The organism is Alistipes sp. ZOR0009 (assembly GCF_000798815.1).
Taxonomy (GTDB): Bacteria; Bacteroidota; Bacteroidia; order Bacteroidales; family ZOR0009; genus Acetobacteroides.
Genome location: NZ_JTLD01000012.1, coordinates 51,304 through 75,268 on the forward strand (window position 1 = coordinate 51,304; position 23,965 = coordinate 75,268).

Consider the following 23,965-nt stretch of genomic DNA (forward strand, 5'->3'; position numbering starts at 1 on the left):
ATCTTTTAATTGCAATTTGAAGCATCGAGCCTATACTAATTCTTTACAATCTACTTTTCTATTGTCCAGAAAAGGTTGTTTGAATCGACGTAAAAAGAAGTGGTAACCATTTCCTAATTACTTGAATTTTGGTTTTCTAATTTCTGATCCAAGTGAATTTGGGACCATATGCATAAAAGGCAGAAGTAATCATTTCGTTATTTGAAAAGGAGTAAATCCTAAAAGCAGTTTGTGCTTTATTACTACCATCTACCCAAACGGCTTCTAGCCAGAAATACATCATATCTGTTGAGTACTTATAGCTACCAGAATAGATTTTATAATCATTACTATTTTGGTTCCCATAATCAATTCGCAAGGTAAACGTGCTATTACTGTTAAAAGTAAGCATGTAGTAATCAACGTCCTCATTTTTATCAATAGCAGTCCAACATCCTACTAGATTTATAGCCTCTTTTTCTTCTTTTTTGCATCCGGTTAAAAACAGGGTTAATGCAACAAAAAATAAGAATGTCAACTTTAATAATAATCGGTTCATGTTGTTTTTTATGTTTCCTTTACTCGACTTAGGCGGTGCCTAAGCCTTTTTGATTCTTGCAGGCTAAACCTACGGTGATAGTCAGGACGAGGTAGGACCTCGTCCAAACAGGGAGCAGTATACGTCATACATACAAGAATTATTAATTCTTAATACAACGGACTGGTAATCCCATCGTTTTGGGATCTGTCAATGGAAATAAATTATCACTAAAACCTAAAAAAATCTCATAGGCATCTGAAGAAGAATACGACGAAGAAGTCCACCAGACAGTACTAGAACTATCATAGTTGAAAGGTCCACCCCAATTACGCCAACCTGCAGGTAGAGCAGTAAAACCGCTACTATTGTCATTTTGGACAAGAGATGAGTGAGTATACCAACCTGTTGTTGCTCTCAAAGATTTCCCACCGGCATCACCTCCTGAATAAGCTAAAAGTCTAGTCCAGTCATCTTTTGTTGCTACATGCCAGTTTACAGGACAAAGATTACGGCTATCTATAACAGTATAGAAGTTGTATAACGCACCATTATTTTTATTTGCAATATTATTTTCGTACCAACAGTATGCTCCTTTGGTCTGGCTACGCCATTCGGTATCGCCTATTACATTGGGTATGTCGTCACCATTTCGATACTTGGTTGTTTTTAGGTTTTCAACCATCCATGTTTGAGTGCCAATAACCGCAGTATTGTAAATATTGCCAACAATATCCGTTACTGTGTTTAGAGTTGTAAAACTTATCTGATTACCGTATTGAGTGCTATATTTATTAGTGACGTAGGCTCGAACATAGTAGTTAGTATTTGACTTAAGAGTTGTCAGGTTACTTACAAAGTCCCAAAGTACAGTGGTTTCAGAGGTTTTGCCTTCACTATTTTCTAAAGTAGGGTTTTGTGACCTACTCCAAACTACTCCTCTTCCTATAATTTCAGGAACTCCCTTTTCTGATGAAATATTACCTCCACTAATTGCAGATGAAGAAGTGATGCTAGTCGCAATTGTGGTTGTAATATTCATTTCAACAATTGAGGTTTTAAATGTTTGTTGATTACCATAAGTTGTTCCAGTATTGTTTGTAGCATAGGCCCTAACGTAATAAGTGGTATTTGGAATAAGATCTGTTAAACTACTTGTAAAGTTTCCTATGCCAGTGCCATCGGTTGTTTTGCCTTGATTATTTTCAAGTGTTGGGTTTTGCGATGTGCTCCAAATTGTGCCACGGGCAATTATTGAAAATCCTCCATCGGAGCTAATACTGCCTCCGCAAAGAGCTGTTGTTATAGTAATTGCTGAAATATTTGCAGTAGTTAAAACAGGAAGCCCAATTTGAGTTCTAAATGATTGCAGATTACCAAAGTTAGTGCCTACTTTATTAGTTGCGAACGCCTTTACATAGTATGTAGTATTAGGCTCTAAACCAATTAGAGCAATACTAAATGGACCGATGTCAGTTTTTTTTGCAAATTTTTCTCCTGTTGTTTCGGGATTTAATAAGGTACCAATATAAACTCCACACTCAGTAACAACAGAACCTCCGTCGCTGATCACATTACCACCGACAGTTACTGAGTTTGAGGTGACGAATTTTACACTTTCAGTCGTTATGGTTGGTTTTTGCGCTGTTTCTTCTTTTTTGCAAGCATTGAGTGCTAAAAAGCAAGAAGCAATTGCTATTAATTTAAGATTTTTCATTCACGCTTAAAATTTCCCGCTACTCATCTGGCTTTTCGGCAACCGCCCCGTTTTTTTGCGTGGTTTCTGGGCTCCACACTATCTTGTTTCAAAGCTACCAACACACATTGCTAGCCATTCTCTTTTGCTAACTTGATCGTTTTATATCAGGTCAGAAGCCTTGGGTACGTAAGCGTAACGAAGACGACACGCTAAGCGGAGCTTCACATTATTTTGTTGAAATTCTAAATCCTTGCTTCGTTTTATTGTTTGTGCGACTAATCAACACAAATGATTAGACATTTATTCATTTATAGGCTTCTCTCTTATTATATTACCTTTACTATCATGGTATTCTATATACTTTTTATCTTGAAATATACCTGGTTCGGTCTTAATCCGTGAAGTTCCCTCAACGAATCGATCTTTATCAAGATGCTCTATATATTCATCTCCAAAGAATGTTTTACACTCCTTGTCAGAACCGATCTTTTTACCATCCTCGTCACGGTATTCGCTTTCTCCATACTGTTTAAAGTGCCTCTCTTCACGACCATCTTCGTATTGTAAATGATCATACTCTGTTCCATCCCATGTTTTATCTTTGCTGGTAGTGGCATATCTCTGCCCATCTAATCCGTAATATTCTGTTTGTTTATCACCCAACAGACCCTCTGTCTCTTTTGTTTCATAAATTACTTCTCCATTAGGGTTATAGTGTTTTTTCTTACCGTCATTCCATATTTCGTCCCAAAAACTTGTTGCTATTCCTTCTTCCTTTTCAGTTGCTTTTTCGAGCATAGCAATTACAAGTTTATATGCGATGTAGAGAATCAGAATTGCAATGGCTACAATTACAGCAAAATATGATATGAAAAGAATTATAGCTATCGAATATAACATTGCTGTAATTCGAACACCGCTCATTAAACCTGTATGACTAATAGTTTTTGTCCAAATAATTGGTTTCCATATCAACCAAAAATATCCAGCTAAAATAAAAGAGAGCCATCCACTGATATTCAAAGATTGGCTTTGCTGATATTTTTGATCAATCCACTCAGAAAATCGAGATATAACTCGATTAATCCAACTGTTGTTGATTAATGCTATGATTCCAGCGAATAATAATGGAGATGCAAATAATATAACCTCAATAATACTGTCGGTTGTCATAAATTTTATTTTAACAAAGAATTACTTCTCCTTTCTCCCTACTCATCAGGCTTTTCGGCAACCGCCCCGTTTTTTAGCGTGGTTTCTGGGCTCCACTGTATCCTACTTCAAAGAATAAGTGTCTCCAACCTACTCCTGAAAGCCTCCCATCCGCTAATTAGCTTCTTGGACACACGCTGGAGTAGTCTGGCGCCACTCAAGAGTGCCTTCGACCTACTTCGGAGTGTTGTTTACCCACTCCAGAGTGAGATTTTGCCACTCAAGAGTGTCGGTGAGACCAGCAGGAGTGGTACAGAGCCACTCATTAGTGTTGCTTAACCACTCTGGAGTACCTTAGAGGCATTAGGGTGTGGCCTAAAGACTCTAAGGAGTAAAGTGGGGAGGCTGGTTTGGCGCTACTTGACAGGAGCAGCCGCTTTTACCTTGGTCTTCTTAAAGAACAGGCCCATCTCGTCGGCGGTTATGGCTAAGCCAGGCACCTTATCCTTGTTCTGCTTCACGGCGCTGTAAATCTCCAGGGCCGCAACCATGGTATCGCTACCAACGGCCATGAAAGTCTTTTGAACGCTTTCGGCCAGCTCGTTAATCTGGTTGAATATGGGCCGAAGTGAGGTGAGCAGGTTGTAGTCCTTCATAAATTCGTCCTTTTCGAAAACGGCTGGCAGGATTTCGGGATGCGCCACTACGGTTTGGTAGGCCTTTTCGATAAAGGGGAGGTAGGCGTTGCCCACCTTAAAGAGGGTTGAGATGTCTTCGGTTTGGAGGCTGAGCAGGAAGCTAAGCTTCGCTTTTGCATCCGTAAGGCTTTTCTGAATGGCAGCGGCATCCTCTGCCGATAGTGCTGCCGAGATGAGGTTTTGTGCCATGGTAAAAAGTGTTAGTTGAGTTATGTTTTTACTTGCGTGTCCAAATCATATAGCTGCCATCTGCTGCATCGTTCTGCCATTTGGTAGCCGAGAGGATTTTGACCCCCTTGTAGGTGCCACCCCACGAACTGCCATTTGAATTGCCTTCGACGAATGTTAGCGTATGAGCGGTCTCATCGTAGGTATAGGTTGCCTTAAATACAGCGGTCTCCACACCATTCGAAGTAAAGTGTTTGCTGATGTAGGTGTTGTCGCTATTTAGGGTTAAGCGCATGATGTAATCGGGACCAGTGTTCTCCCAAGTGCCGATAAGGGTAAGGGGCTTGGGGGCAGGCTCCTCGCTCTTCGAACAGGCAGAAAATAGCATTACCATTGAAACGACTGCAATAGCAGCTGCTGAAAAGAAGCTTTTGGTTTTCATGATGGATTTTTTTGTTTTCCTACTCCTGTGGCTTTTCGGTATCCTTCCCGTTTTTTAGGGTGGTTTCCTGCATCCACCAAGCAATACCCAAACCTACATAACACCAACAGCCTACTCAACCCCTGCTTTTCGGGTTTTTATCCCCCCGAAAACGGGGTGTTTTTTTCTCTTTTTTCGGAGATTGGCACATTTTTTATATATTGCAACTGTTTAACTACATTTAACTATACATCCTAAGGATAATACAAATGTTTAGAAGGCTAGTATTAGTCATCTCAGCCCTTCTCTTTACGTTGATATTTATAGGGATATCCGTGTGCCGTACTTATGGTTCGGGGGGGGGCTGTTGTGCATCCGGATAGTCTGCAACCGATGTTTTTGGCAGAGGATAGCTTATCTAGTAAGGATCTTTACCACCAGAGCTGTATTAACAAGCTTTCTGAGCAGCTGAAAGAGGAGAAAGCGGGTGCCGAGAGCTTGAGGCAGATTATTCGATATAGGAACGCGCAGCTTTGGAAGGAGGGGCAAAAACGAGCGGAGGTTTACCAGCTTTATGGTTTTTCCGTTGCTGTTCTTCTGCTGTTGGCCGCTCTTCTTTATCTTTTTTACCGTCGATCATTTAGAAGGCAAGTTGCCGATATCGTACAGCGAAACAAAATGGAGCAGGATCGCCTGCTTATGGTCGAAAGGGTGCGGGTACGAATGGAGTCGCTTGACGAGGAGCGAGAGCGTATATCCCGGAATTTGCACGATAGCATATCCAACAACTTGGTTTCTTTGGGGCTTCGCCTACGGGCAATGGAAGCAGGGGTGGGGCAGAAGCAGGAGCTTCTTTATATGGTGGAGAGTACGCATCGGGAGATTAGAGCCATCATGCACAACCTGAGCTCCCCGAGTCTGGACGCCATGCCGTTCGAGCAGCTCTTTCGATACCACATCGAGCTGATGAACGGCAAATCTGAATTTCAGGTAGAGGGGATGCTGCTTCCCGAAGAGGGTTGGAGCGAGCTTCACCTAAAGTTTCAAACCGAGCTGTTTCGGGTGGTGCAGGAGGTTACGGGCAACATCGTTAAGCACTCGAAAGCGGCCAGAGTTACCATTACGCTGCGTCGCGATCAGGATGGTATTAGCTTGATGGCAGAAGACGATGGGGTAGGAATGAATGCTGGTTTAACCGCTGTTGGGTTTGGAATGAAAAATCTAAAGGCAAGAGTAGAATACCTTGGAGGCGATATCCAGGTTAGCTCCAAGCCAATGAGCGGCACGGTTGTTCGTATTTTTATTCCTACCAATAAGGTTCCCTATACCGCAGTAGCTGCTTTAGATTAGTGGGTATGCATGTGAAATTCGTGATATAAAGTAAATAGGTTAACGATGAAGCAAAAAATATTTTTACTAGACGATCATCCGATGGTCATAAATGGGATTGCAGAATTTCTTTCTACCATATCCGATGTGGAGGTGGTCGGGATTTGTACCGATCCACAAGTTGCCGTAAAAAGCATCGAGGAAGCGGCTCCCGATCTGCTGATTTTTGATTACCAGCTTCCCGGGACTACGGGGATGGAGCTTTTTTGCAAAGTTCGATCGGTGTTCCCATCCCTGAAAGGGATTTGCTACACGCAGCATTGCGAAGCTTGGATTGTGCAGAGTATCCTGAAGGCGAAGGTAAACGGCATCGTGCTTAAATCGGAAGATCCAGAAATATTGGCAAGTGCCGTAGATGCAGTACTTCAGGGCGAGGAGTTTTTTTCACCTATAATTATGAAGGTGGTGTGTAGTACCTATACGAAGCCGAGGAGCTTTAATTTAACCAACCGAGAAGTTGAGGTGCTACGGCTGATTGCTGAAGAACGATCTTCAAAAGAAATAGCCGATTGCTTATGCCTTTCGGTAGCCACGGTAGAGGATTATCGGAAAAATCTGTTAATGAAAATGGAGGTGAGGAATATGGCCGGCTTGGTGCTGAAGGCTTCAAAAATGGGGATTCTCTAGGATGAGGAGTTTCTTAATCCTTTTCTTTGTCATACTTAGCATTGGAGGATTAGGGCAAAAAGTTCCAATCCTAACCGCTAAGTACGAGAAGGATGTCTTTGCTCGATTTGACAACTTTACTACAAAAAATGGGCTCCCCTCTAATACGATCCGCAGAATATTTCAGGATCGGGATGGTTTTCTTTGGTTGGCAACAGATAATGGGCTTTGCCGCTACGATGGTAGCCGCTTTATAAGTTTTCTTCCAATAAAGAGAGATCCCTTTTCTTTATCGAATCGTGAGGTGACGAGCATTGCTCAGACAAGAGACGGCTACATTTGGGTGGGGACTAAAGATGGACTCAATAGGTTAGATCCTAAAAATGGGCATTTTAAGCAGTATAGGGTTAATAAATTTCCTTTCATCCGGCACAATTACATTCGTGCACTTTTAGCAGATAGCCATGGCTACCTTTGGATTGCCTTTGCAAATGGAGTAACGACTCAACTAAATACGTCTACTCTGAGGTATCACAATTTTCATTCCGACGGAAACAGCTGGGCAGATTACTGGCAGCATTTTATCTTTGAGAAAAAAGATGGGAATATTTTGTTTGGAGGGTATAGCTTTCCTTTGCGAGAGTATAGCTATAAAACCAAACAGGCGAGCCTTGTTTCAGATTTGCGATGCATGGTGATTGGGCGATTAGGGTGCTTGGCGGCAGCATATCAGGATAAAAGTGGCAATATCTGGTTGGCCAACGCAGCCTCGTGGGGATTATTTTACAACCCCAGCACCCCAAGGTACACCGAACTGCCCAAACTCGGCGGTCTAAACGCCATTGCAGGCGATAGTAGAGGAAACATCTGGCTTGGTGGTTACTGGCCTTGGCTATGCTGCTACAATCCTGCCAAAAACATGGTTACCCAATTTGAGCATAGCGGTAGCATTCCCCATTCTAGGCTAGGGCAGCAAACATTCTCCATTCTTTGCGATAGATCAGGCGTGGTATGGATCGGAACCGATGCAGGGCTTTCGCGCTACAGCCCTTACAGGTATAAGTTTCCTCTATATTGTCATATTCCGGATGAAGCCACATCTCCTGTATCAGACAACATAAGTTCTATTTTTCAAGATTCAGAGAACAATGTCTGGTTTGGAACTAATGATGCGGGTCTTTTTAGCCTTAATCTTACAAATAAGCAAATACATCACTATAAGCATGAGCCCAATAATCCTCATACCATAAGTTCTAAAACTATCACAGGTATAGGAGAGGATAAGCAAGGGACTCTCTGGCTCAGCCTCTGGGATGGTCGTGGTAGCGCGTTAAATTCAATAGACAAAACTACTGGGAAAGTGAGGCGTCATAAAACTTGTGATAACTACTATTGGAATAACGATATTGAAGTTAAGAATAATAAGATAATCGTTGGTTCGTGGGGTTATGGGCTTGAATGCTATGATAAGCGGAAGAATGACTACTCTGAGATAATTAGATGTAGCAGTACCGGATTTAAGCGAGATATAAATAATATTCACAGTCTAACCGCTGATGGATTCGGAAATCTATGGTTCAGTTCCTTTACTATGTTCAACGCGTATAGCACTAACGAAAAAAAGTTTACCAGCTACTTTATAAGTAGCTCCCATTTCAACAAGGTTACTCGCATTATGGCCCAACGGTTCAAGGCAAAAAAACTAAACCTAACTATAGAATCGGGTCCCGAGCACTACTTTCGCGATAGCAAAGGAGTAGTTTGGAACGTACGTGAATCGTCGCTTGTAATGCTAAACAAAAAAGAGAACCTCTTTAAAAGCTACCCAATTAGCGGTAAGGCTAAACCATCGTCAATCAGCAATAGCTACGAGGGTAATGGGTTTTGGCTGGGTGGCGAAAACGGGTTGATTTACTTTTCATTTACCTCAAACTCTTCGGTTGAGTATAAGCCTGATATTCCGCTAGCAGGTATTACTACAACAGCCGAGATAAGCGAAAACCGTTTAGTAGTGGGTGCTGCTTCTGGCTTATATATTGGAGATGTAAAACCAGATAGCCGAATCATCAAGTTTAAAAAAATTGGTACAACACCCTTCAGCACCACCTGCAAGCTAGCCAACGGAGATTTGCTGCTGGGCGGTAGCATGGGGCTGTATGTGCTAGAGAAAAGATACAGCAAGCTTAGAAAAGTAGCAGATGAAGGGGGGGGGAATGTAGTTCATGCGCTGCATACGCTAAACGGGAAGGATGTCTATGTTGGTACTGATAACGGGCTAATGCACTATCAGCAAGGGAGAGGAATTACGAAATGGTGGAAGCCCAACGCTTACGACAGGAACCAGCTAATAGACGAGCAGGTTCACTCCGTTACTCAAACACCAGATGGAACCGTGTGGCTGGCAACCAATAGAGGTTACGCGAAGCTAAATACCGATAACCGTACCTTTACCCATTTTTATAATGAGGCTAAGGATGCCTTAACTAGTGAGTTAAATTCTAAGATATTTACCGATAGCCGTAGCGATATTTGGGTAGGTACAACTGATAATAATGGTTTAAATCGTATCGATGGTAAAACTGGCAGAATCGACAATTACTGGAATTTTCTATACGATTCAACGAGTATCTGTAAGGGTACGATAAATGACATTTTCGAATCGCACGATGGATCTATTTGGGTTGCCACCGATAATGGGCTTTGCCGGTATCTGTCTAAAACCAATAATTTCAGAAGATACACCTTGCAAAAAGGATTAGGAAGTAGCCCTATTTTCGCCATACAGGAGGATAAGAGAGGAAATCTGTGGATGAGTACGCTATCAGGCATATCATGCTTCAACCCTCAAACCCTTAAGTGCACTAACTATACGTGGAAGGATGGCTTGCAGGATGGTGTTTTTAGCAGAAAATGTGTGGCTAAACTATTCGATGGAAGGCTTGTATTTGGAGGTAGTGGGGGGTATAATATGTTTTATCCCGATACTATACGGACAAACCCCATTGCGCCAATACCAATGGTTACCTCTGTGGTGGTCAATGGTAAGATTCGCTATATCGCTGCACCAAGAAATTTGAAATTTAGTTACAATGAGCGGAACGTCGAAATATCCATATCTTGTTCCGACTACAATTTTCCAGAGAGCAACGTCCTTGAGTATAAGCTGGAGGGTTTTGATAAATTATTTAAGAGGGTTTCAGCTGGGCATACAGCCGTATACACCAATCTTCCATCGGGCAGCTACCGATTTATCCTAAAAGCGTCCAATAACGACGGGAAGTGGAGTAAGCAACCGCTTGTAATGGATATTAGGGTTGGATATCCTATATGGTTTAGGTGGTGGGCTATTCTAATTGAGTTTGGTGTTCTTTTAGGCTTGATATTCGCTGCATTCAAAATCAGGATGCAAAGCATTACCAAACAAAATCAGGTACTAGAGAATATGGTTATTCGAGATACCGAGAAACTCCGGTTGAAAAGTGAGGAAATTGCAGAACAGCATGCTTTAATGCTAAAGCAAAAGGAACATATTCAGTCGCTTTACAACCAACTTTCGGATAATATGGAGTATGCAAGCATTATTCAACAGTCGTTGCTATTTGCTGATTTAGAAGAAAAATTGATTTTGGATGATCGCTATTTGATCACTCTTTCAAAGGAATCGTTAAGTGGAGATTTTTTTTGGGCGGAGGAGAATAGCAATGAGGTGAGGTTTCTGGTTGGCGATAGCATGCATAATGGTTTTTCTGGTGCTATTTTGGGGGTTATTGAAATTTCTTTCGTTAAGCAGCTCGTACAATCGCAAAAGAAAATTTCCCCAGAAGAATTACTGCGAAAATTACACGGACAGATTGAGACTTTTGCCATTAATTCTGACCGATATCGGAATCTGATGGGAGATATTGAGATCGGATTCTGTGTCTTGAATAGGGCTAAAGGTTTGTTAAGTTACGCTGGTCGGCGTATGAATCTATATATCGCGAGGGAAATAGATGAGCAAATTGAAATTATTGAGTGTGTTGGCCTATCTTATACTGTGCAAAATTCTACGCTACGGGAAGAGTACGTGCTTGTTGAACAAAACGTATTTAAAGGAGATTGTCTTTATCTTTTTACTGATGGTTTTACAAAGTTTTTTAGGAGTAAATCAATAGAAGGTAGCAGTCTTTTTGATGTTTATGAGATGATTAAAATTTTGGCTAGCCATCCTTTTGAGTTGCAGGAGGCATATCTTTTGGAGAGAAATTACTCTGATTTGGAAGATGATGTGACGCTACTTGCAATCAAGGTGTAAGGATAAACTTATAAATGATAGCGATCACATGCTCTGTTTTAAGCTGATTCCCTATCTTTACATAAACATTGCACAATATGCTTCGTATTCTTTTAATTGTGGGCGCTGGTGGTTTTTTGGGAAGCGTTGCCCGCTACCTCGCTGCTAGGTACATTCAACAAACCGTCCTTTCTCCGTTTCCCTATGGTACCTTTTGGGTAAATATATTGGGATGCTTTTTGATTGGACTATTCTACGGACTTTCGGAACGTTCGGGTGTTATGTCTAACGAGCTGAGGCTTTTTCTTACCGTTGGTTTCTGCGGCGGATTTACCACCTTTTCGACGTTTGCCAACGAGAATATGAGCTTCTTGCGCGATGGCGCCTTCCTATACTTTGCCCTATATACAGGACTAAGCGTTTTCTTAGGGCTGGTTGCCGTTTATCTGGGAAATCTAACAACGAAACTTTTTTAGCGATGGAGCATGATGGCTATAGGCTGATGCGTATATACGTAAGCAGCACCGATAAGGTAGATCATAGGCCGCTGTATGAGGCAATTGTTTTTCTTGCCAAAGAAAGAGGGCTACAAGGAGCAACGGTTTATAAGGGTGTTATGGGCTTTGGCGGGAGTAGCAGCACGATATCCTCGGCCAATCTTTGGGAGGTTTCTGAAAAGCTTCCGGTTGTGGTGGAAATTGTAGATACTACAGGGCGCGTAGAAGATTTTCAGAATACCGTTAAGGAGCTGCTTGATAAGTCGGGTAAGGGAAGCATGATAGTAACCTCGGCTGTTGATGTTACTTACCAGCGCACAAACAAAAAATAGGGGAAAAGCAATGCTGCATTTCCCCATATCGCTTGATGGCTTGTAATCGCCTAGTTCATTTCTAGTACAATGGAAGAATATCCAGGTAGCGATGCGGTATAGGTACCACCCTTTAGGAGTAGCTTTGCGCCACCTTGCTCTGCAACCGGATTCTTAATTCCTGTAACAACCATACTTTTGGCTAGGGCTCCAAAGTTATGAATCACCATCAGCTTTTCGCTGTTGTCTGTTGCCGTTCTATAGTAGTAAACGATGGCAGTTTCCGTTTGCGAATCAATATTTCCATACGAAAGCTTTCCTGTAGCCAAGGCTGGGTAGGTGTTTCTTAGCTCCATAAACTTCTTGTACACCGAATAGAAGGAGGTTGTAGATGCTTTTTGCTGCTCTAGCGGGGTTACCGTTGCGTTGGTAGAAAATGTTGATGTCCACCACTTGGGTCTATAGGTATCTGTTCCTGTTGTCCACAGAAAAGGTTCCCGAATATTTTCATCTCCAGTTGCCTTTAACCCTTTCATGCCAATTTCTTCACCATAGTATAGGTATGGCTGACCTGGCATGGTTAGCAAAACGGCCGCAGCTACCTTTGCCTTTCCTTCCACATTTCCTAGCGTGCTTAGCGTTCTATCCTCGTCGTGGTTAGATAGCTTTGTTGCATTGATGAAAGTAGAAGAGAACGAGGCGTAGGCATTTTCTACATCCTGAAAATCTTTGGGATACCACTTAGCGTAGGTGGTATTATTTAGGAATTCGGTTAGCTTCCAGTAGGCTTTAAAGTTGAATAGGGCGGGTAGCGAAGCGTAGAAGGGGGCTACAACAGATGTTTCGTCAAGAACTTCACCCACTAGGTATACTCCTGGTTTGTATAGCTGCATTTGGGTGTAAAAATCTTTCCAAAATTTATATTGGGCTGGATCGGTAGCGTTTTGCCACGCGTGCTTTACGGCATCGAGCCTAAAACCGTCTACTCCTTTATCGAGCCAAAATTTGGCTGCATCGTAAATGGCGCTAACCACATCTGGGTTTGTTAGATTTAAATCAGGCATTTGATCCCAGAACACATTGTAGTAGCTAGTTCCGTCGCCGTTATTATACCATTCTTTGGCATTGTATTGCGTTACGGTTGGAACCTTTCCTTGGCTAATCGTAGTTGCGATAGAGGCCGTAGGAGCAAATAGATACCAGCTTCGATAGGTGCTGCTGGTAGAGGCTTTTGCATCTTTAAACCAAGGATGTTGGGCGGAAGTGTGGTTAATTACAAAGTCGATAACCACCTTAATGCCTAATCGGTGAGCCTTGCTTAGCATCTCATCAAAATCGGCCATTGTTCCAAAGTCGGGATTCACCGCCTTATAGTCGGTAACATCATATCCATGGTACGAGGGCGATGGGTTGATTGGTGTTAGCCAAATACCCTTAATTCCCATAGAGTTTAGGTAGTCGAGCTTATCGCTAATACCTTTAAAATCACCTTTACCATCGCCATTTCCGTCGGCAAACGAGCGAACAAAAATTTCGTAGTAGATGTCTCCACGTTTTTGGTTATCCCAAGGTTTTTGTTGAAATGCGATTTCCGTTCCCTCATCGGGAGGCGTTGGTGTTACGCTGTCGTTATGTTTGGAGCAGCTGGATACAATTAGAACCAACGCAAAAGCAACTATTCGTAGTAGCATATAAGTCTTTTTTATATCGAACAAATGAGAGAAATAAATGTAAAACGAGGAAGTCTCTTTAATGTTCGGTATAGCTTTATATGACAGAAAGCAGCTTTGCTTATGTTAACTACAATGTTTGCTGGCTAGATTGCAGAGCCGATCGCTAAAAAAGGTTTTGTGATTGGCTCGAAAACTTTTGCTCTAGCTTAATTAGCTCTTTTTTACGCCATAATCCGCCGCTGTATCCTGTCAGCTTGCCGTTACTTCCTATAATACGATGGCAGGGTATTACTATTGCAATGTGATTTGCTCCGTTGGCATTGGCTACCGCTCTAACCGACTGGGGTCTTCCTATTGAAATCGCTTGCTGCTTGTAGGATATAACCTCTCCAAATGGCACTTTTACCAGCTCTTCCCAAACTTTTATTTGGAAATCGGTTCCTACTGTTTTTACTGGGATGGTGAAATGCTGTAGCTTCCCTTCAAAGTAGCTGTATAGCTCATTTTCGAGCTGAATACCTACGGTATCGGCCTCTTCACTAATAGTCGCATTTAGGCTTTGGGCAATATCGTCTAGCCTTAAGTCTATATTGCTCTTGTCGGTAAACTCAAGAAGGTAGAGTCCTTCCGAATTGGTAAGGGCAACCATCTCTCCAATGGGAGTGTCTATGGTTATTTTATGTAGGACTAACGGTTGGCTCATGTTTTGGGGTATTAGGATAGGTGTTTGTGCATAACGGTCGAGGTGCTGGGGCAAACATACTGGTATTCTGAAGTCTGCTTGATGCTATCTGGTAGCTCTTTTCTGTCTACCTCGCTAAAGCCTAACGCAGTAAAAAAGGATGCTGCTGTAGAAGTAAGAAGGTATACATCGTCTATCCACTCCTCTTCGCAGTAGCTTAGCAAATGGGAAACCAGCCTTTGTCCTACGGCGTTGCCTCTATACTTTGGTGCAACAGCAAGAGAGCGCAAAAGGGCATAACCTCCATGAAATTCTAAGCCAATGGCACCTATCAGCTTTGAGCTCGTTTCGGCTGTAAAGAACTTAATGCAGCTCGTGTCAATATCTTCAACGGGTAAATCGCTTTTCTCTAGCAGGTCGATGATGTCTTCAACATATTCGTCCTCGCATGGTTGGATATTTATGTTCAGGGATTGCATCGGTCAATTCTATTTTTGATTTTACTCCAAGTTGCTGTTGCTAAGAAAGACTCCTCCATATTCTTTACCATACTTTCGAACCGTTTAATTGGTACCGCAAAGGTCAGTATGTTCTCTCCAACACATGGACGAGCCGAAGGGTCGAACATTCCAATAACGGCTCGTTGTCTAGCCGATTTACTTTCTTTATAGGGATAGTGGACAATGCTGCTACATCCAGCCCCAAAGGGTGTTATTGTTCCGTTGGGTTCGCTTTGATCGAAGTTGGCAAGGGTAAATAGGCCCGAAATGACATCGGGTGTTGCAAAGAATATTACAACATCAGGCTTGTCTAACTCGGTTAGATTATCCCAGCGTTTAAATACGATGTAGCTGTCCGTTTGGATTTCGGTTGGCATGTTAGCCATGAAGTTCTTTACCAGCTCTGGCGATTGCAGGTATCGTTCTCCCTCTATCTCTGCATTTCCGCACGAGAGAAAATATTCAAAACCTGGCCGCATGGTGTTGCTAAAGGCTAAATACCGCTTTCCGCCTCCGCAGGTTACGCTGTCGGCATTGAAGGCTAGCGATTTTCCTTTTCTTACTTTGGCAAGTTGGGCTATAACACAACTCCATCCTGCAGGAATATCGGCTAGCTCCGTATCGCAGGGTTCTTTGGTGTAGTAGAAGGTAATGGGGAGCTCCGCTTTTCCGAAAAACCTACCCCACTGCTGAATAAATTTATCTTTTAGCAATATGTCCATCCTTAATAGTGCGTTTGGGATACTGCAATATAGAGACTTTTATGTGGTTATACCGTTAAAAAGCAGAAAAACACTTTTTACAGGATCTACCTTTTTTCATAATGGTAGCTGTTTTGTTTTTTGGGGAGCTAGCTTAGCTCTTTCCCAAGGTCTTCTACCTTTTTTATCCATACCAACAGCTTACTTTTGTCTGCCGTTTTTATTGGAGCAAAGCTGGTTGTTTTTACGGGTTTAACTCCACAGAATTCAAGAACGCCTTTCTTTACAGAAGTAATTCCTGGTCTTTTTGCTATAAGCCTGTAATACCATTTAGGGGCATCCATGGTCGTTATTATCCTAGCTGTTTTTCCTTTTAGCAGCTTATCCCATAGCAATGAGCCTTCTCTATACTTAAATGCAAACGAAGGAAGAAAGGTTCTATCAAAAAAGCCTTTTAGTAGGGCTGGGTAGGTTCCCCACCAGATGGGATAAACGAATACAAGATGGTCTGCAGCTAGAATCTCCTGTTGTACCATTTTTAAATCGGGCTCCAGCTCCGTTTTTATGCGATATCCCCAACGGAGTATTGGGTCAAAATCGAGATCGATGAGGTTAATCACCTTGCAATCGGCCTCCGATTTCTCTGCTCCTCTTTTGTAGCTCTGCGCCAGCTCGTGGCATAGGCTCTCTTTATCTGGATGTCCATTTATAATAAGTACTTTTTTCATGGGTAGTGCGTTGAGGTACCAAGTTTTCTCTATTGTGTTGATAGGTATTCTTCCGTATTTGTTACGGTGGCATAAAAGTAGCTTAGCGCAGCCGTAAAGCTGTTATGAACATCTTTCGCGTTTACCACAACATTCTGTATCTCCAAATTTTTGGTGGCGCAGGCATCGGCAACGAGTGTACACTCATAACCCAGATCTTTGGCAGCCCTTACGGTTGCATCTACGCACATGTGAGTCATCATTCCGCAAATGGTAAGGTTGGCAATCTCATTACTATTTAGCCAATCCTGCAGGTCGGTTTCTCTAAAGCTGTTGGGGAAATGCTTTACCACCACCTTTTCATCCGCAAGTGGAGCTACGTTGGCATGTATCTCGGCTCCTTTGGTATTTGGTACAAAAAAGGTTGCCGTTGGTCGTGTTGCAATGTGCTGTACGTGTAAAACAGGTAAGCCTTTGCTCCGAAAATGGTTAAGTAGCAGCTTGGCATTGCTGCTTGCCTTTTCCGAACCGTCGAGAGTCATTGCTCCTCCTTCAAAGTAATCGTTTTGGATATCAATAAGTATCAGCGCTGTGTTCATCTATTTTAAGTTGATGGTTGTATCTCCTAAGTTAGAATATTAGAACGAGATAATTTGGCGGCAATGCGACTATTTGCTCTGCTCGTTTTACACTTTTTTTCGGGCTAACAAGGTTATAAAAAAAGGAAATGGGCTCAATTTGCGAGCCTCATTCCCTTTTATTTCCTATTCTTGCTGCTAAAATTTAAACCAAGGGTATGGATGGTTTACATGGTCTAATGCTCTTGGCAGATCATCGCCAGGGATCATCTTAAATATGGGCTGTACCGATGGGTTCGATGGATATTTCTTCCCATTGTACTTTACGAGGTGGTTTTTGCCGCCGCTCATAATGATTAGATCCTTCCATCCGTTGGTCTTGTTGTTGTCAATAACAACGGGGTAGTCTGTTACGGTGAAGTAGGTGATTACGTTGCCTTGGTTATCGAGAAGTAGCATGGTGCATCCGCCCGAACCACAGAAGTAGCCTCCTATAAGACCCACAAAGATCTCCTTTTTCGAGTCGTCGTTCAGATCGTACTCAAAGAAGATGAATTTTCTGTTTTCTTCAGGGATAAAACCTTTTGCCAAATCGTCCTTAAATAGGTCTTTAAGGGTAAGCCGAACTAGGTTTGCCGTTTCTGTGCTTGCCGTGTTTACGCCATACTGATCTCCAGGAATGTTATCCGTGGTATCCGGATCGGCTACTGCGCTGCTAGCAGCAGCTAAGGCGGTGGTTGCAGAATCGGTGGTCGCTTCAGCTCCTTTTTTAGATCCTGAGTTGCATGCGCTAAACGCTATTATGGCGAAAAGGCACGCTGTAAGTAGTGTTGTTTTCATTGTTTGATTGATTTTCTGCCTACTTGGGTTTTAAATTCACAGCAAGTTACGGTAAAATTTTCATCAATGTATAAACGTATAGACAGAATGCTACAAAAAAGATAATGCAACACAAAAACGGCATAAATATGCTTTTGTAAAAAGCTGCTCTTGTTTGGTATAGAGAGTAGGGTAGGAAAAGATACGGGATGCTTTGCTACTTTACTTTTCGGTAAACGGCATGCGTAATGGAGTCCTTTAAACGTAGTATTTTGTTGAAATTTCTTTTGGTTGGCTTTAGTATCATTTTTAGTGTATCTATTTTATTGCTATCCTTTACTACTTCATTATCTATATCTTCCGATAGTTTTCTAAAAATGTCCTTAGAATTTACATCCATTACGTAAAGTAGGCCATCCTTCAGGTTGTACATTGTTACACTCCAGAGTCCTTTTTCAACCAGCTTGCTTACAACGAGCGTGTGCTTATGCTCTCTAATGGTGTTGCCTTCATTAAATTTGAAGAGAACCGTTTCGTTGTTTAGCGTAAAGCGTACCGAGTCGTTTACTATTCTATATTTTTCCTTTGTCTTCTTATCTTCTATGGTGTTCTTGTCTATAAAAGTAACCTCGCTGGTATCAATTTCCTGTCGGCTCATGGTTAGGCGGATTTTATCCCTACCTATAATTCCGTTTTCGTCTATAATAAGCAGCGACGAATCCTTTCCTTGGTAGATTCCTCTAAATTGGGGAGCGATTGCTTCTAAATCGGCCACCTTTACTGGTTGTGGTTGGTTGAATAGCACATTATCGGCAGGCCCGCCACATGCAGCAGCAAGCAATGTACCAAAGAGAATAAAGTACCGTTTCATCCTAATAAGTTGTTTAAGGTAGGATGCTCTCCGCATACCAAGGTTATCTTAATGCTTGTTTGCGATAGCCAGCCGTGCGGGTGCTATAATCCTTGTATTAAGCTTGTAGTGTTAGTTTTGCTACGCAAATACGTATTTCTAAAGTTACAATTTATATTCAGATATTCTTACTAGATAGGAGGGAGGTGGAAATATTCAACAAAAAGCTAAGCGCAACGATTATATCTACCCATCAGGGTTTGCTATAACGCGTTACGCTTAGCGAGGCATGGTTATTTTACATCTTCAAAGCTATCTAAAACCGGTTCTGCTCCATGATACTAAAAAACAACCTCAATTTTAACAACTTCCTTCTGCTTGGAGATACCGCAAAGCCTTGATGGTAGATAGCCTTACATGGTGATGTAAGATGTCCAAACCTATGAGATAACCACTTATTCTATAAGCGTAAATTTAGGCTTATTTTCTTTGCAGGGAAACGGGTTGATAATCCTATCTGTATGGTTAACAGCAGGAATGTATCTTTTTATTTGAGCCTGTTGTGCTGGTTGTTCGCACAGTAATGTCGAATGCAGAGCGTTGGCTAAAAGAAAGCTTTCGGGAGTGTATTAAAGTTTTGTATTACCTTACAATAAAGGCTCCTAAGGTGCTTTTCAACGTGGCTTACGGCTTATATTTGCCTGCTGGCTCAATCGTCGGAAAGGGTCTTTCCAGCATTATTAAACAGCAGCTTCGTTTTCCTCTACTTTATCGAACCAAATATCTTACCGATGTAGCCTTCATAAAATGCCTTTTCACTCTCCTTGTAGTAGAGAATGGCATTTACAAATATGCCTTCCTCCTGTACGGTTTTTTGGTAAAATATTTTCTTTCCCTGATAGCCTGATATTACAAAGAAGGTTTTACCCAGCTTTTTGTAGGTGATTTTTGAAATGGAATCCTGCTCGTACATCCTGATAGTCTCGCTAAACTCCTCCTTTAGCGACGTTATTTTCGCTTCTATATCTGTGCGCGAGGTGGCGTAAACAATTAGCGCATCTTCGCCTTCCTTATTTTTGAAAGCTCGTCCATCGCCCAGCGTACTCTCTTCTTGCGGAAATAAAACACCAACGGGGTAATCTATTGCGTAGCCAAATTTTGGGTTGAAGTAGGTTTCCATTTTGGGTGCCTCCTGTTCCTCTGCAATGCTGGTAGTGCTGGTGGTGTTTGTATCACCACCATTGGTTTTCTTTTGGTTGGGCTGGCAGCCTATCAGTAGCAGCGAAAGCGCAATAAGGGTTCCTATTTTCATGGTGGAATAGTTAAATCTGGTACAATGCAGATATAAATATATGATATTCTTGGCAGGAGTATGGTGTAGCCCTGTTTTTTTGTTAGCGTTACAGTGCTTTTTCTTTTTAAAACAGCGAAATGTCGTTATTAGGTATTTCGCTGTTTTGGTGATATGGCTACTTGCAGGCGTTACTCAATCTCCGACCTCTTTTTCAGGTCTTCTGCCAGCCTTTTAATCTTATCAGGATCGGCCTGCGGCCCATCTGTCGAGATTATGTACCCTTCATACTTATCAAAGTAGTCCGTTCTTTGGCTCAGATACTGCTTCCAAACGCCCTCCTTCATATGTCCTGTTCCATGCATAGGTACAAGCTTAATGTGAGCGTGGTCTACTCCCGTCCCTTCCATTATTAAGCCAACCCGGCCGACATTTTCGAAATGGTGTAGCAGTATTTTCGATACCTTTTTGCTCGCAATAATAAGCCGCTGTAGCACATCGTCGGGCAGCGCTAGGCAGTCGCTTCCGTAATGCTGCTTGGGTACAAGCACGGTAAATCCTTCTACACTCGGGAATATGGATAAAAATGCCATAAACTCGTCATCTTCCCAAAAGATACCTGGGGTTGGGATGCTCCCCTTTACTATTTCGCAGAAGAGGCATTTCCCTTCTTTGGTCGAGGATTGGTAGTCTGCCATGAGCGGATGTTTTAGTTGGTTATACTTCAATATTATCGGACTATTCCCAAATTCCATTCATTTCGGTTAGTATTATGGGCTCAGAGTCGGTAACAACAAGGGTGTGCTCGTGCTGTGCCATGTAGCCACCTAGGTTTCCAATCATCGTCCAACCATCTTTTTGGGGAATGGCAAACGTTGAGTGCGTGGCAATAAAGGTTTCTACTGCCACTACGCTGTTTTTTTTGAAGAACTCTCGGTTGCTTTTATCCTTAAAGTTGGCTATTTCGTGTGGTTCTTCGTGTAAACTTCGTCCCACACCATGTCCCGTAAGGTTTTTGATAACCTTGTAGCCTCTTTTCTTTGCCTCCGTTTCTATCAGGTAGCCAATTTCCGAGATACGTACACCTCCTTTTATGCTTGATATTGCCTTTTTTAGGATCTCCTTCGAGGCTTCTACCAGCGGCTGGTGCCGATTAATGTCGTTACCAAGGACAAAAGAGGCTCCGTTATCCGACCAAAAGCCATCCAGCTCGGCCGAAACATCAATGTTTACGAGGTCTCCCTCCTGTAGTATCTTATTTTTTGATGGTATTCCGTGGCAAAATTCGTTTCTGATGCTAATACACGTCCACCCCGGAAACTTGTAGGTTAGGTAGGGGGCCGATTTCGCGCCAAACTTTTCCAGCAGCGTTCTGCCGTACTCATCCAGCTCTAAGGTCGACATTCCCGGCTTGGCGTAGCTCACCATTTCTTTTAGCGTTAAGGCAACGGCTTCGCTTGCCTTTTTCATTCCTGCTAGGTCGCTCTCGTTTTTTAGTAGCATGTTCCTCTCCTCTTTAGTTCTCTACCTCATGGGACAATGCGCTAAGCGGCATTTTGCTACCAATCCTTACGGTGGTGCTGCTCCCAATCCCCTTTAAAGGAACCTTTGTTTTCCCTTTTATGGTTGGTTTGCATTTCGCCTAGCGGCCTTACCTTGTTGAGGTACCATTTTTCGTTGCATTAAAGATAGCAGCTTTGAAAATAATATCTCGGTATATTCCTTATTTGTTGTTTGGCCTGCTACATAAAACAAAAGGTGCAGCCGTGGCTACACCTTTATCGTAATTTTCCTTCTTTTCAGCAGAAAATAGCCTGCTAGCTGCTACCCTAAACTAAACGAGGCAACTCACACGTAGTGGGAGTTGCCTCGTTTATATGCTATATCAGGTTTATTTAAAACTCGATTTCTTTAGGATCTGGACCGTACTGGTTTTCACATCTATCACCATCTGTTAGGAATAGAACTAGCAACCAAATACCTCCAATAATAGGTATAAGTAAGACAAAGTACATCCAACCACTTTTACCTGTATCATGTAATCTTCTAACACATACTGCTAACGAAGGTATGATGATAAATAAGTAGTAAAGTCCTGTAATTGCGCCAAATGTTCCTATCGCAAAGTCTAACCCAATAGTTACGCAAATAGCAATAATATTGAATAGGGTAAACATCCAATACTCCATTCTTCTTGCTCTTCCACTAAAATCAGCATACTGTTTAAATACTTTTAGATACCATTTCATAATAATAATGTGTTTAGCGATTTTCCTACTCGTATGGCTTTTCGGTTACGCCCCATTATGGATTATTTTTAACAGAGTTAAAATATTTGCAAAAATAGTGGATGGTTTTAAACTTTTGTGTTTTATATGCTGAAGGATCTAGAAATCTTTTTTTGAGGTTTCTCGTCTAAAGAAATCACTCACTCATCTTTCTGATGTTGACTTTGCTACATAAAACAAAAGGTGCAGCCGTGGCTACACCTTTATCGTAATTTTCCTTCTTTTTCAGCAGAAAGTAGCCTGCTAGCTGCTACCCTAACAGGCATTCCCTGCTAATTTTCAGGTCGTATAGGTTTATTATTTAGGAGTACATTTGCTCGATGTATGGCGTAGGCTTAATAGTAAACGCTGTCAGCCCTGCGTAGGCAGGGAGTTAATCCGTATTAGCACTGCCTGCTATTCTCAAATAGGCTCTATCGAGCTTTGAAGCCTGCCCTTGCAGGTATGACAGGTTGTTTATTACCATTCGAACGCTTACATCAATCTTATGTACAAGTTAGATTGCTTTAGGATCGGGTCCATATTGGTTTTCCCCTTTTTGTCCCTCTCTAAGAAGTAGGATAAACAGCCAAAACATACCAACAATTGGAACTAAAAAGATGAAGTACATCCAGCCGCTTTTGCCATTGTCATGTAAACGTCTTACGGTTACCGCAATGGTTGGTATAATGATCGCTAGGTAGTATATTCCAAGAATAACTCCATACGAACCGATTGTTAAGTCTAGCACAAATGCGATAATGCTGGCAATAGAATTAAATAGCACAAACATCCAATACTCCATTCTCCTCGCTCTCCCACTAAAATCTACATACTGCTTTAATGCTTTTAGATACCATTTCATAAATACATGCTTTTTATTCTCCTACTCGTCTGGCTTTTCGGATACGCCCCATCTAATGGATAAAGTGCCAGCAAAAGTATAGATATAGAGCGCGTTAACAAAGAAAAATGGGCGCTTTTGGATCACGATTTTCGACCATTCAGCCACAGAAAAGCACCATTAACCGCTAATGGCTCTCAGAAGGCTGTTTTTTGGAGGGGATTCGGTCGCGTTTAGTCTGTTTATCCGGCGCTTTTTGTATGGGGAGGTAATATTTTTTTTGCTTCTTATTAAAAAACAAGGAACAGCTCTCCTTCAATTAATGGGATTATAATCTTCTGCCGCATGGTACGGGGTATTATTTTATTTTGTTGGATATTGCTGTATATGTTGTAGGGAAGTTTCATGAAACTTCCCTACAATATTTACGACTTATTTTTCTGGAAGAGCTGTTCGTAGCATAAATGCCTTATTTTATTATCTCCCACGCTACTCCAACCATCCAGCTGTACCTCCAAACTTTGCTAATAGGGAGTGTGCTGGGGTTGATGTCGTAGAAAGTTTTTGTTTTATATGGCCTATCTAGTCGATCTACTTGCGAGGTTGCCATACCAATGTTTATAAAGCATCTTTGGTTCCTTCCTAGGATTATAGTGCCGCCTGCTGCTGCTGCTATTTTTGTGTTATCGTTAAAAATGGCTCCTGCTCCCAAGAAACCTCCAATGTTTGTATACTTGCTGTTACAGGTATGTGCGCTTATGTAGATCATTGCACCAAAAGATATATGCCTATTCCGACTAGGATACATTGCCGTATAGGTTTTATTTGACTTTACTATTTGATTTTTTCCGGAATTATCAATGATCACCGTTTCTACGGTTGTATCTTTAGATACTGTCGTAAATTTTTCATCGTACAATCCAGATAGAAATACGCCAGTTGGTGTACTAAATCTTAGGGCATTTTTTAGTTCGATGGTTATTTTATCATGTTTCGAGCTCTTTTTAGTATTCATATCGTACTTGTAAATATTTAGACAGTGAATGTCTTTTGTAACTCTGTACGATTCCGAAACATAGTAGGATGGTGTCTTTAGGGCGTTTTGAATCTGGCTATATTTAAGGAGTGATTCGTTTATATAACGATTAGATGTATCAACCATTTTGATTAGTTCCGAAAGAGGTGACATTATCTGTTTTAGGTTGGATATATCTGTTACAATTGCGTCTTTTTCATTTTCTTTTTTAATCAGAGAATCCTCTTCTTTTTTTAAATTTTTATTCTTACCACTATTCTTGAATAATTTTATATTGGTTTTTATT

The 23,965-nt window shown here is 41.7% G+C and carries 24 protein-coding genes; 5 read left to right on the forward strand and 19 right to left on the reverse strand.

What is annotated here, in order from left to right; all coding sequences use genetic code 11:
• Window positions 1-136 precede the first annotated feature (136 nt).
• From L990_RS03925 to L990_RS03945, 5 genes are all read right to left on the reverse strand, one after another.
• Window positions 137-538, reverse strand: coding sequence for a lipocalin family protein (locus tag L990_RS03925; RefSeq protein WP_047445747.1), 402 nt, complete (start codon window positions 536-538; stop codon window positions 137-139).
• A gap of 142 nt (window positions 539-680) precedes the next feature.
• On the reverse strand, window positions 681-2,234 hold the full coding sequence (locus tag L990_RS19080; protein ID WP_052180705.1) for a fibrobacter succinogenes major paralogous domain-containing protein: 1,554 nt from the start codon (window positions 2,232-2,234) through the stop codon (window positions 681-683).
• Window positions 2,235-2,516: 282 nt separating this feature from the next.
• Entirely contained in the window at window positions 2,517-3,389 is an 873-nt protein-coding gene (locus tag L990_RS03935) for a hypothetical protein (RefSeq protein ID WP_047445749.1), read from the reverse strand.
• 395 nt (window positions 3,390-3,784) lie between these two features.
• On the reverse strand, window positions 3,785-4,255 hold the full coding sequence (locus L990_RS03940) for a hypothetical protein (RefSeq protein ID WP_047445751.1): 471 nt from the start codon (window positions 4,253-4,255) through the stop codon (window positions 3,785-3,787).
• 28 nt (window positions 4,256-4,283) lie between these two features.
• Window positions 4,284-4,676, reverse strand: a complete 393-nt coding sequence (locus tag L990_RS03945; protein ID WP_047445753.1) for a hypothetical protein — start codon at window positions 4,674-4,676, stop codon at window positions 4,284-4,286.
• Window positions 4,677-5,048: 372 nt separating this feature from the next.
• Between L990_RS03945 and L990_RS03950 the strand changes: the two genes are divergently transcribed.
• From L990_RS03950 to L990_RS03970, 5 genes are all read left to right on the forward strand, one after another.
• Window positions 5,049-6,005, forward strand: a complete 957-nt coding sequence (locus L990_RS03950) for a sensor histidine kinase (RefSeq protein WP_047445755.1) — start codon at window positions 5,049-5,051, stop codon at window positions 6,003-6,005.
• 45 nt (window positions 6,006-6,050) lie between these two features.
• On the forward strand, window positions 6,051-6,671 hold the full coding sequence (locus L990_RS03955; protein WP_047445757.1) for a response regulator: 621 nt from the start codon (window positions 6,051-6,053) through the stop codon (window positions 6,669-6,671).
• A 1-nt stretch (window position 6,672) separates the two neighbouring features.
• Window positions 6,673-10,944 carry a two-component regulator propeller domain-containing protein gene (locus L990_RS03960; protein ID WP_047445759.1) on the forward strand — a complete coding sequence of 1,424 codons (4,272 nt, stop codon included), beginning with the start codon at window positions 6,673-6,675 and terminating at the stop codon, window positions 10,942-10,944.
• Window positions 10,945-11,021: 77 nt separating this feature from the next.
• Window positions 11,022-11,399: a fluoride efflux transporter CrcB gene (gene crcB / locus L990_RS03965; protein ID WP_047445761.1), complete on the forward strand. Its 378-nt coding sequence runs from the start codon at window positions 11,022-11,024 to the stop codon at window positions 11,397-11,399.
• A gap of 2 nt (window positions 11,400-11,401) precedes the next feature.
• Window positions 11,402-11,752 (forward strand): DUF190 domain-containing protein, encoded by a 351-nt coding sequence (locus L990_RS03970; RefSeq protein WP_047445763.1) that lies wholly within the window; start codon window positions 11,402-11,404, stop codon window positions 11,750-11,752.
• Between the two features lie 50 nt (window positions 11,753-11,802).
• Here the strand turns inward: L990_RS03970 and L990_RS03975 are convergent, their stop codons facing one another.
• From L990_RS03975 to L990_RS20180, 14 genes are all read right to left on the reverse strand, one after another.
• Complete coding sequence (locus tag L990_RS03975) at window positions 11,803-13,422, reverse strand: alpha-amylase family glycosyl hydrolase (RefSeq protein ID WP_052180707.1); 1,620 nt, start codon at window positions 13,420-13,422, stop codon at window positions 11,803-11,805.
• A gap of 145 nt (window positions 13,423-13,567) precedes the next feature.
• The gene (locus L990_RS03980; protein ID WP_047445765.1) at window positions 13,568-14,107 is read right to left on the reverse strand and encodes a methylated-DNA--[protein]-cysteine S-methyltransferase; all 540 of its coding nucleotides are present in this window, start codon (window positions 14,105-14,107) and stop codon (window positions 13,568-13,570) included.
• 11 nt (window positions 14,108-14,118) lie between these two features.
• Window positions 14,119-14,565: an arsenic resistance N-acetyltransferase ArsN2 gene (arsN2, locus tag L990_RS03985; RefSeq protein ID WP_052180709.1), complete on the reverse strand. Its 447-nt coding sequence runs from the start codon at window positions 14,563-14,565 to the stop codon at window positions 14,119-14,121.
• On the reverse strand, window positions 14,553-15,308 hold the full coding sequence (locus tag L990_RS03990) for a DUF169 domain-containing protein (protein WP_047445767.1): 756 nt from the start codon (window positions 15,306-15,308) through the stop codon (window positions 14,553-14,555). Before L990_RS03990 ends, arsN2 begins: the two co-directional genes overlap by 13 nt.
• 128 nt (window positions 15,309-15,436) lie before the next feature.
• A complete protein-coding gene (locus L990_RS03995; protein WP_047445769.1) occupies window positions 15,437-16,015 on the reverse strand; it encodes an NAD(P)H-dependent oxidoreductase in 579 nt (192 codons plus the stop codon).
• 29 nt (window positions 16,016-16,044) lie between these two features.
• Window positions 16,045-16,593 (reverse strand): cysteine hydrolase family protein, encoded by a 549-nt coding sequence (locus tag L990_RS04000; RefSeq protein WP_047445770.1) that lies wholly within the window; start codon window positions 16,591-16,593, stop codon window positions 16,045-16,047.
• 177 nt (window positions 16,594-16,770) lie between these two features.
• Window positions 16,771-17,412, reverse strand: a complete 642-nt coding sequence (locus L990_RS19085) for a hypothetical protein (protein ID WP_052180712.1) — start codon at window positions 17,410-17,412, stop codon at window positions 16,771-16,773.
• Between the two features lie 196 nt (window positions 17,413-17,608).
• The gene (locus L990_RS04010; RefSeq protein ID WP_047445772.1) at window positions 17,609-18,262 is read right to left on the reverse strand and encodes a hypothetical protein; all 654 of its coding nucleotides are present in this window, start codon (window positions 18,260-18,262) and stop codon (window positions 17,609-17,611) included.
• A 742-nt stretch (window positions 18,263-19,004) separates the two neighbouring features.
• On the reverse strand, window positions 19,005-19,553 hold the full coding sequence (locus L990_RS19090) for a hypothetical protein (protein ID WP_052180715.1): 549 nt from the start codon (window positions 19,551-19,553) through the stop codon (window positions 19,005-19,007).
• Between the two features lie 170 nt (window positions 19,554-19,723).
• Window positions 19,724-20,230, reverse strand: coding sequence for an HIT family protein (locus L990_RS04020; RefSeq protein WP_052180716.1), 507 nt, complete (start codon window positions 20,228-20,230; stop codon window positions 19,724-19,726).
• A 40-nt stretch (window positions 20,231-20,270) separates the two neighbouring features.
• A complete protein-coding gene (gene map, locus L990_RS04025; protein WP_047445774.1) occupies window positions 20,271-21,035 on the reverse strand; it encodes a type I methionyl aminopeptidase in 765 nt (254 codons plus the stop codon).
• A gap of 392 nt (window positions 21,036-21,427) precedes the next feature.
• Window positions 21,428-21,781, reverse strand: coding sequence for a DUF805 domain-containing protein (locus L990_RS04030; RefSeq protein WP_047445776.1), 354 nt, complete (start codon window positions 21,779-21,781; stop codon window positions 21,428-21,430).
• Window positions 21,782-22,316: 535 nt separating this feature from the next.
• Window positions 22,317-22,664 carry a DUF805 domain-containing protein gene (locus L990_RS04035; protein WP_047445778.1) on the reverse strand — a complete coding sequence of 116 codons (348 nt, stop codon included), beginning with the start codon at window positions 22,662-22,664 and terminating at the stop codon, window positions 22,317-22,319.
• A 448-nt stretch (window positions 22,665-23,112) separates the two neighbouring features.
• Window positions 23,113-23,965, reverse strand: an 853-nt coding sequence (locus L990_RS20180; protein WP_047445780.1) for a hypothetical protein, incomplete at its 5' end; no start/stop codon positions are given.

Bases quoted from the DNA above. Each gene is read 5' to 3' on its own strand.
- L990_RS19090 (WP_052180715.1), bottom strand. From the start codon at position 19,553: ATGAAAATAGGAACCCTTATTGCGCTTTCGCTGCTACTGATAGGCTGC.
- L990_RS03925 (WP_047445747.1), bottom strand. From the start codon at position 538: ATGAACCGATTATTATTAAAGTTGACATTCTTATTTTTTGTTGCATTA.
- L990_RS03935 (WP_047445749.1), bottom strand. From the start codon at position 3,389: ATGACAACCGACAGTATTATTGAGGTTATATTATTTGCATCTCCATTA.
- L990_RS03975 (WP_052180707.1), bottom strand. From the start codon at position 13,422: ATGCTACTACGAATAGTTGCTTTTGCGTTGGTTCTAATTGTATCCAGC.
- L990_RS03980 (WP_047445765.1), bottom strand. From the start codon at position 14,107: ATGAGCCAACCGTTAGTCCTACATAAAATAACCATAGACACTCCCATT.
- arsN2 (WP_052180709.1), bottom strand. From the start codon at position 14,565: ATGCAATCCCTGAACATAAATATCCAACCATGCGAGGACGAATATGTT.
- L990_RS03960 (WP_047445759.1), top strand. From the start codon at position 6,673: ATGAGGAGTTTCTTAATCCTTTTCTTTGTCATACTTAGCATTGGAGGA.
- L990_RS03995 (WP_047445769.1), bottom strand. From the start codon at position 16,015: ATGAAAAAAGTACTTATTATAAATGGACATCCAGATAAAGAGAGCCTA.
- L990_RS04035 (WP_047445778.1), bottom strand. From the start codon at position 22,664: ATGAAATGGTATCTAAAAGCATTAAAGCAGTATGTAGATTTTAGTGGG.
- L990_RS03940 (WP_047445751.1), bottom strand. From the start codon at position 4,255: ATGGCACAAAACCTCATCTCGGCAGCACTATCGGCAGAGGATGCCGCT.
- L990_RS19085 (WP_052180712.1), bottom strand. From the start codon at position 17,412: ATGAAAACAACACTACTTACAGCGTGCCTTTTCGCCATAATAGCGTTT.
- L990_RS03990 (WP_047445767.1), bottom strand. From the start codon at position 15,308: ATGGACATATTGCTAAAAGATAAATTTATTCAGCAGTGGGGTAGGTTT.
- map (WP_047445774.1), bottom strand. From the start codon at position 21,035: ATGCTACTAAAAAACGAGAGCGACCTAGCAGGAATGAAAAAGGCAAGC.
- L990_RS04000 (WP_047445770.1), bottom strand. From the start codon at position 16,593: ATGAACACAGCGCTGATACTTATTGATATCCAAAACGATTACTTTGAA.
- L990_RS03950 (WP_047445755.1), top strand. From the start codon at position 5,049: ATGTTTTTGGCAGAGGATAGCTTATCTAGTAAGGATCTTTACCACCAG.
- L990_RS19080 (WP_052180705.1), bottom strand. From the start codon at position 2,234: ATGAAAAATCTTAAATTAATAGCAATTGCTTCTTGCTTTTTAGCACTC.
- L990_RS04020 (WP_052180716.1), bottom strand. From the start codon at position 20,230: ATGGCAGACTACCAATCCTCGACCAAAGAAGGGAAATGCCTCTTCTGC.
- L990_RS04010 (WP_047445772.1), bottom strand. From the start codon at position 18,262: ATGAAACGGTACTTTATTCTCTTTGGTACATTGCTTGCTGCTGCATGT.
- L990_RS04030 (WP_047445776.1), bottom strand. From the start codon at position 21,781: ATGAAATGGTATCTAAAAGTATTTAAACAGTATGCTGATTTTAGTGGA.
- L990_RS03970 (WP_047445763.1), top strand. From the start codon at position 11,402: ATGGAGCATGATGGCTATAGGCTGATGCGTATATACGTAAGCAGCACC.
- L990_RS03955 (WP_047445757.1), top strand. From the start codon at position 6,051: ATGAAGCAAAAAATATTTTTACTAGACGATCATCCGATGGTCATAAAT.
- crcB (WP_047445761.1), top strand. From the start codon at position 11,022: ATGCTTCGTATTCTTTTAATTGTGGGCGCTGGTGGTTTTTTGGGAAGC.
- L990_RS03945 (WP_047445753.1), bottom strand. From the start codon at position 4,676: ATGAAAACCAAAAGCTTCTTTTCAGCAGCTGCTATTGCAGTCGTTTCA.